The organism is Pseudoduganella sp. RAF53_2 (genome assembly GCF_052113985.1).
Classification (GTDB): Bacteria; Pseudomonadota; Gammaproteobacteria; order Burkholderiales; family Burkholderiaceae_D; genus Rugamonas.
Map to the genome: position 1 here is coordinate 1 of NZ_JBFRDW010000339.1, position 6,455 is coordinate 6,455.

Annotated in this window: 6 protein-coding genes and 1 pseudogene; 3 read left to right on the forward strand and 4 right to left on the reverse strand. The window is 63.4% G+C overall.

Features of this window, described 5'->3' with window-relative positions; genetic code table 11:
* Positions 1-213 (reverse strand): annotated as a pseudogene (locus tag AB4Z11_RS19310) (hypothetical protein); the annotation flags it as partial.
* Between the two features lie 214 nt (positions 214-427).
* Positions 428-847 carry a divergent PAP2 family protein gene (locus AB4Z11_RS19315; RefSeq protein ID WP_442026973.1) on the reverse strand — a complete coding sequence of 140 codons (420 nt, stop codon included), beginning with the start codon at positions 845-847 and terminating at the stop codon, positions 428-430.
* 75 nt (positions 848-922) lie between these two features.
* Here AB4Z11_RS19315 and AB4Z11_RS19320 point away from each other — a divergent pair, with 75 nt between their 5' ends.
* Both AB4Z11_RS19320 and AB4Z11_RS19325 read left to right on the forward strand, forming a co-directional pair.
* Positions 923-1,957 (forward strand): DUF475 domain-containing protein, encoded by a 1,035-nt coding sequence (locus tag AB4Z11_RS19320; RefSeq protein WP_442026974.1) that lies wholly within the window; start codon positions 923-925, stop codon positions 1,955-1,957.
* Positions 1,958-1,992: 35 nt separating this feature from the next.
* Positions 1,993-2,352 (forward strand): hypothetical protein, encoded by a 360-nt coding sequence (locus AB4Z11_RS19325; RefSeq protein ID WP_442026976.1) that lies wholly within the window; start codon positions 1,993-1,995, stop codon positions 2,350-2,352.
* Between the two features lie 54 nt (positions 2,353-2,406).
* On the opposite strand, the gene AB4Z11_RS19330 is transcribed toward AB4Z11_RS19325, so the two are convergent.
* Positions 2,407-4,596 (reverse strand): hypothetical protein, encoded by a 2,190-nt coding sequence (locus AB4Z11_RS19330; protein ID WP_442026978.1) that lies wholly within the window; start codon positions 4,594-4,596, stop codon positions 2,407-2,409.
* 122 nt (positions 4,597-4,718) lie between these two features.
* Positions 4,719-5,702 carry a serine/threonine protein kinase gene (locus tag AB4Z11_RS19335; RefSeq protein WP_442026980.1) on the reverse strand — a complete coding sequence of 328 codons (984 nt, stop codon included), beginning with the start codon at positions 5,700-5,702 and terminating at the stop codon, positions 4,719-4,721.
* Positions 5,703-5,763: 61 nt separating this feature from the next.
* On the opposite strand from AB4Z11_RS19335, the gene AB4Z11_RS19340 reads away from it, so the two are divergent.
* The gene (locus AB4Z11_RS19340) at positions 5,764-6,453 is read left to right on the forward strand and encodes a UPF0149 family protein (RefSeq protein ID WP_442026981.1); all 690 of its coding nucleotides are present in this window, start codon (positions 5,764-5,766) and stop codon (positions 6,451-6,453) included.
* The last annotated feature ends 2 nt before the right edge of the window (positions 6,454-6,455 follow it).

Consider the following 6,455-nt stretch of genomic DNA (forward strand, 5'->3'; position numbering starts at 1 on the left):
CAGCAGGAGCTTCTCGGCTGTTTTCGCGTCGCCACCCTTGTCGGAGGCCTGCGCGCTTGCGCTGGCAGAGGCTTTTTCCGGCGCCTTATCGGACTTGCCGCATGCGACAAGCGCAGAGGCTACGGCGAGAGCTATTAGGGTATTACGCAACATAGAAATCTCCAGACGGGTTTTGAGCTTCGGTGAAACGACTTTTATCTTATTAAATTGCATACTTTGGCAGCGGGCAGAGTATCCGTGCCTGTACAGTCACTGTCAATTCATCTGTGACCGAACTGCGGGATTAAATGGATGGACTGCTGAATTTGAGGATAAACCGCAAACCAGGTGATTTTTGGAGAGAATGCAGGAGGGGCGGCGATTGCTACATTGATGAACGAATCGCCGCATTGTGTAGGGCGGATCATCGATCCGCCGCGCCGCTCAATCAGCGTGCGAAGAAACTGAAAATACCATAGCCGATGGCCATGCCGGTGCACAGTCCGCCGATGATTTCGACCTTGGTATGGCCCATGCGTTCCCGCAGCCACTTGTGGTCTTCCGCGTCCTTTGCGATGCGATTAATCGCGGCAGCCTGGCGGCCGACATGCTGGCGCAGACTGTTGGCGTCGATGATGACGATAAAGCACAGCGTGACCGCCACGCCAAAGGCCGGGTGGCCAATGCCCTCGCGCAGCGCGATCAGGGTCGCCATGCTCGATACCACGGCGCTGTGATTGGATGGGAATCCGCCATTACCGACCAGATTAAAAGCCCAGCGGCGGGCGCGGATCGAATTGATCAGGAATTTGATCGGACCGACAGTGATCCAGGTAATAACAGGTGTCAGCAGATAAGCGAGATCCATTGGAGGGCGTCCTAGTTGGCAATCGCCCATTATAATCGGCGCAACACATAATAAATAAGAGGGGAGTTTGCCCGCATGAAGCATTTCCGCATTTCGTTCTTCGTGACCATCGTGCTGATGGCCTGCGCCGCTGCCTGGGGTTATCAACACGGCGGCGTCAGCGCAGCGATAACCGCGCTATGGATCACGGGGGTGCTGGGCGTGATGGAAGTCTCGCTGTCCTTCGATAACGCGGTGGTCAACGCCTCCGTGCTGAAGGAATGGAATGCGTTCTGGCAGAAGCTGTTCCTGACGGTCGGCATTATCGTGGCCGTATTCGGCATGCGCCTGCTCTTCCCTCTCGCCATCGTCTCCGCCGCCACCGGCCTGAACATCGCGGAAGTCTGGACCATGGCCACCACCACGCCGGACGAATACTCGCGCCACCTGATGGGCGTGCACGAAGAAGTGTCGGCCTTCGGCGGCGCTTTCCTGATGCTGGTCTTCCTGAACTTCCTGTTCGACGAAGAGAAGGACGTGCACTGGATTCACTGGTTCGAAGAAAAGGTCGGCACCTATGGCACCGAGAGTCTGGCCGTGCTGCTTACCCTGCTGGGCGTGTTCGCCTGCGTGCAGCTGGTGCCGGCCGAGAAGCAGTTCAGCGTGCTCTACTCCGGCGCGGTCGGCGTGGCCATTTACGTTGGCGTGGGCTGGATCAGCGGGCTACTGGAAGAGGAAGAATCGGAAGGTGGTGAACTGGGCAAGGCCATCCAGCGCGGCAGCATCGGCGGCTTCCTCTACCTGGAAGTGCTGGACGCATCCTTCAGCTTCGACGGCGTGATCGGCGCGTTTGCCATCACCAGCGACGTGGTCATCATCATGCTGGGCCTGGCCATCGGCGCCATGTATGTGCGCTCGCTGACGGTCTACCTGGTGAATCGCGGCACGCTGGACGAATTCATCTACCTCGAACACGGCGCGCACTACGCGATCGGCGTACTGGCGCTGATCATGTTCGCCAGCGTGAAGTATCACATTGCCGAGTGGGTGACTGGCCTGTCGGGCGTGGCCTTCATCGTCATTTCGCTGTGGTCGTCCATCCGCTACAAGAAGAAGATGCTGGCCCAATGATAAGATTGCGCCGTTGCTAACTTCTTCGAGGCCCCATGCGCATCATTACCGTCATTCTTGGCCTGCTGCTGTCGCTTATTCTGCTGGCAGCGGCCTACACCTGGATCGCCCTGCACTACTCCTATTCCGAAGGCGAACGCGCGGGCTATCTGCAGAAGTTCTCCAAACGCGGCTGGCTGTGCAAGACCTGGGAGGGCGAGATTCTGCTGTCCTCCATGCCGGGGGCGATCCCTGAAAAGTTTGAGTTCACCGTGCGCGACGACGTGCTGGCCGCGCAGCTTGGCGCTGCCGCCGGCAAGCGCGTGGTACTGAGCTATGCCCAGCACAAGGGCGTGCCGACTTCCTGCTTCGGCGACACCGAATACTTCGTCGAACGGGTAACCGTCACACCGTAAAAGCAAGTGCCTGCCACATCGTGGCAGGCACCAGGTCTACGCCTCTGGTTTTAATCAAGCCGCCTGGCGCGCGCGCCACACGCTTGGCGCTGCCGCGGTAGCCTCGGCCGCCGAACCCGCCGCGCTGGTCAGCGCGATCTTCGCGTGGATACCGGCCAGCGCCTTCTCCGCCGCCTGCTGACGGCGGGTCTCCAGCGCCAGCAGCTGCTTCTTCGCTTCGACCATGGACGCCGTGGTATCGGCCAGCTTGCGCTGCATGGCCGCGTGGGCATGGGCAGTGTCCAGCAGCTCCTGCTGGCCAGCCAGCTTCTCCTGCTCGGCGCGAACTGCGGCTTCTTCCGCATCCGCGCGCTCCTTGGCTGCGGCAGCGGCGGCCTTCTCCGCTTCCAGGCGGCCTTCGATGGCCTTGGCGGCGCGCACTTCAGCCGCATTGGCAGCGCGCTGCTGCACCAGCTTCTGGTCGATCTGCGCCAGCGTCGAACGTTCGGCCGCCACGAATTCTTTTTCGGCCTCCAGCAGCGCTTCAGCAGCGGCAGTCTTCTCCTGCTCGGCGCGGGCGCGCTCGGCCTGCACCGAACCCAGTTCCGCAGCCAGACGCACTTGCGCGGTCAGCGCCTGCGTCACTTCCGCCTGGCGCGCCACATCGGCTTCAGCCTGCTCGGCCAGCGCGCGGGTGGCGGCAGCTTGTGTGGCCGCTGCGGCTTCCAGTTCCGCTTCCGCAGTCGCCTTGCGGCGTGCCGCTTCGGCCTGTTCACGCTCAGCCACCAGACGCGCCGCGGCGGCGGCAGTTGCGCGCTCTTCCTCCTCCAGGCGCAGCTTCATGGCCGCGATAGCTTCCTGCTCCGCCGCCACGCGGGCACGTTCAGCATCGGCCAGGCGGGCAGCATGGGCGGCCTTCTCCTGCGCCAGCGCGTTCGCGGCTTGTTGCGCCTCGACCTGCTCGGACAGCGCGGCGAATTCAATCTGTTCCGCAGCGGCCTGCTCAGCGATCATCACGGCGGACGCGCGGGACAGCGCCTCGCGCTCAGCGGCCATTTGCGCGGCGCGCTGCTGTTCTTCGGTGTCGGCGCGTGCGGCTTCGGCAGCGGCCTGCTCGGCGACCTTGCGCAGATTGGCCTGCTCCAGTGCGACCGCTTCCACTTCCAGCTTGGCGCGGGTTTCGAATTCAGCCTGCTGCTCGGCGTGCACGCGGGCCATCGCCACAGTGTGCAGCTGGCGGTCGGTGTCGATGCGCGCTTCGGTAGCGGCAATGATCTGGCTGTCCGCATCGCGGCGCGCCTGGGCCGAAGCGACAGCCATCGCTTCCAGGCGCTCGCGGTGCTGGGCCGCGTCGCGGATTTCCTTTTCGGTTTGCAGACGCAGATGCAGCGACATGGCGGCGCTGCGGTCGGATTCGGCCTTGGCCAAGGCGATCGCTTCGCGCTCCTGCTCCAGGTGCGCCAGCGCACGGGCTTCTTCAGCGGCGCGCACTTCCGCGGCAGCGCGCTTGAATGCGGATTCCAGCGCCACCTGGTCGGCGCGCTCACGTTGACGGGTTGCTTCCAGCGCTTCGGCTTCAGCCTGCGCCAGCTGTTCGGCGGTCTGGCGCGCAGCGTGGGCCTGGCGTTCATGCGCGCGGGCCAGGGTCGCCATGCGCGCATCGGCGGACGCGATGCTCACCACTTCATCCTTTGCCGCCTGCACCGCGGCGGCGCGCTCCAYAGCGTGCATGCGCGCCTGCTCGGTCTGGGCCATCAATTCTTCGGCCGCGCGGGCGGCTTGCTCGGTCAGCTTGGTTTCCTCAGCTACATGCTCGGCGGCGCGGCGGCGGCTCTCCTCCTCGGCCTTGGCGCGCTGTTCGGCGGCCTTGCGCACCTGGGTATCGGCTTCCACGCGGGCGCGCAGCTCGACGGTTTCCTGCTTCACCGCCTCCAGCTGGGCCACGCTGGCCGACGCGGCGGCGCGCAGGGCTTCCAGGCGCTCGCGGTTCACCTTGATCGCCTCCTCGGCAGCCTGCGCGTTCTGGAGCGCTGCGGCAGCGGCGGCGGCATCCATCGCAGCGCGATCTTCCGCCAGCGCACGGGCACGGGCCTCGGCGTGGGCGCGGCTCTCGGCAGCGCAGGCGGCCTTCGCCTCCGCTTCCACGCGAGCGATCGCCTCCTGAATCGCCTTCAACTCCGCCTCGGCACGGGCCGGACGCGCGAGCTCCTCCTCCGACAGATTCACCTGTTCATCGGGATCGAAAGTTTGGGCCAAGTTTTGCATAGGAAGCTCTCGCTTGATAAGTTGAGCTTCCATTATCGGGGACGCGGGGCCAGTCTCAGCCCGGAAGAAAGACGGGATTTCCCCGCCATTTCCCCAATTCGGGGTCCGATCCGACCCCAGTTTTATACGGGCCAGAGCGGGGGCTCGTCCATCAGCGCGATTTGCTCGCGCAATTCGAGAATGCGGTCCTGCCAGTAGCGCTGGGTATTGAACCAGGGGAAAGCTGCCGGGAAGGCGGGGTCGTCCCAGCGGCGGGCCAGCCAGGCGGAGTAGTGAATCAGGCGTAGCGTGCGCAGCGCCTCCACCAGATACAGCTCGCGCGGGTCGAATTCGCGGATGTCTTCGTAGCCGGCCAGAATATCGCCCATCTGCCGCACCATATCCCGACGATCGCCGGACAGCATCATCCACAAATCCTGCACCGCCGGCCCCATGCGCGCGTCGTCGAAGTCCACGAAGTGCGGACCGGCATCCGTCCACAGCACATTCCCGCCATGGCAGTCGCCGTGCAGGCGGATCATCGCCACATCCCCTGCCCGCTCATAGCAGCGCGCCACACCATCCAATGCCTGATCGACAACGCTCTTCCAGGGCGTCACCAGCTCCGGTGGCAGAAAATCATGAGCAAGCAGCCAGTCGCGCGGCTCAACGCCGAAGGTCGACGCATCCAGCGCCGGGCGCTCCACAAACGGCCGTGAAGCCCCCGCCGCGTGAATGCGGCCGATAAAGCGCCCCGTCCATTCCAGCACAGCAGGATCATCCAGCTCAGGCGCCCGTCCACCATGGCGCGGGAAAACGGAAAAGCGGAAGCCCTGGAAACTATGCAAGGTACGGCCATCGATCACGGAAGCCGGCACGGCCGGCACTTCGCGCTCTTCCAGTTCGGCCACAAATGCATGTTCTTCCAAAATTTGCGCATCAGTCCAGCGCCCCGGCCGGTAGAACTTGGCCACCAGCGGCTTGCCGTCTTCGATACCGACCTGGTAGACGCGATTCTCATAGCTGTTCAGCGCCAGCAGACGGCCATCGCCATACAGGCCGATGCTGGCCAGCGCGTCCAGCACGCAATCGGGGCTCAGGTCGGAAAATGGGTGTGCAGGTGTCATTCTCGCTATTGTAAGTGGCGCAGCGTATACTGTCGCCCTTAACTGAATAACAGAGCCCATCATGCAACTCGAACAGCCCCTCACCGAAAAAGAATTCGACGAACTTGACCAATTCCTGCTGGGCGACCTGAGCCCCGAGGATTCCATGACCATGGACCACCTCCATGGCTTCCTGACCGCCATCGCCATCGGCCCGGAGCCGATCACCCCGGCCGAGTGGCTGCCGCACGTGTGGGGCGAGGATGGCAAGCAAGCGCCGAAGTTCAAGAATGCCAAGCAGGAAGAGCGCATCGTCAACCTGATCATGCGCTTCATGAACGAGGTGCTGGTGACCTTCGAAGTGGCGCCGAAAGAGTTCGAGCCGCTGTTCGTGGAGCACGAGCACATGGGCCAGACCCTGATCGACGCCGAAGCCTGGTGCTGGGGCTTCTGGGAAGGAATGGAGCTGCGTCCGGGTTCCTGGGATTCGATCTGGGATTCGGAAGTGGCCGACCTGATGCGTCCGGTTTACCTGCTCGGCGCCGACGAGATCAAACCGGAAGAGCTGCCGGAAGTGGAAGATCCGCTGCTGGCCCACAAGCTGGCCCTCCAGCTGGAAGCCAATCTGCCGGCCATCCACAAATACTGGGTGCCGCGCCGCAAAGCCGGTGTCGAAACCGTCAAGCGCGACGAGCCGAAGGTCGGCCGCAACGACGATTGCCCCTGCGGCAGTGGCAAAAAATACAAGAAATGCCACGGCGCTGAGAGCTGACA

Excerpts from the sequence above, each read along its gene's own strand:
- AB4Z11_RS19335 (WP_442026980.1), bottom strand. The coding sequence starts at position 5,702 with ATGACACCTGCACACCCATTTTCCGACCTGAGCCCCGATTGCGTGCTG.
- AB4Z11_RS19340 (WP_442026981.1), top strand. The coding sequence starts at position 5,764 with ATGCAACTCGAACAGCCCCTCACCGAAAAAGAATTCGACGAACTTGAC.
- AB4Z11_RS19315 (WP_442026973.1), bottom strand. The coding sequence starts at position 847 with ATGGATCTCGCTTATCTGCTGACACCTGTTATTACCTGGATCACTGTC.
- AB4Z11_RS19325 (WP_442026976.1), top strand. The coding sequence starts at position 1,993 with ATGCGCATCATTACCGTCATTCTTGGCCTGCTGCTGTCGCTTATTCTG.
- AB4Z11_RS19320 (WP_442026974.1), top strand. The coding sequence starts at position 923 with ATGAAGCATTTCCGCATTTCGTTCTTCGTGACCATCGTGCTGATGGCC.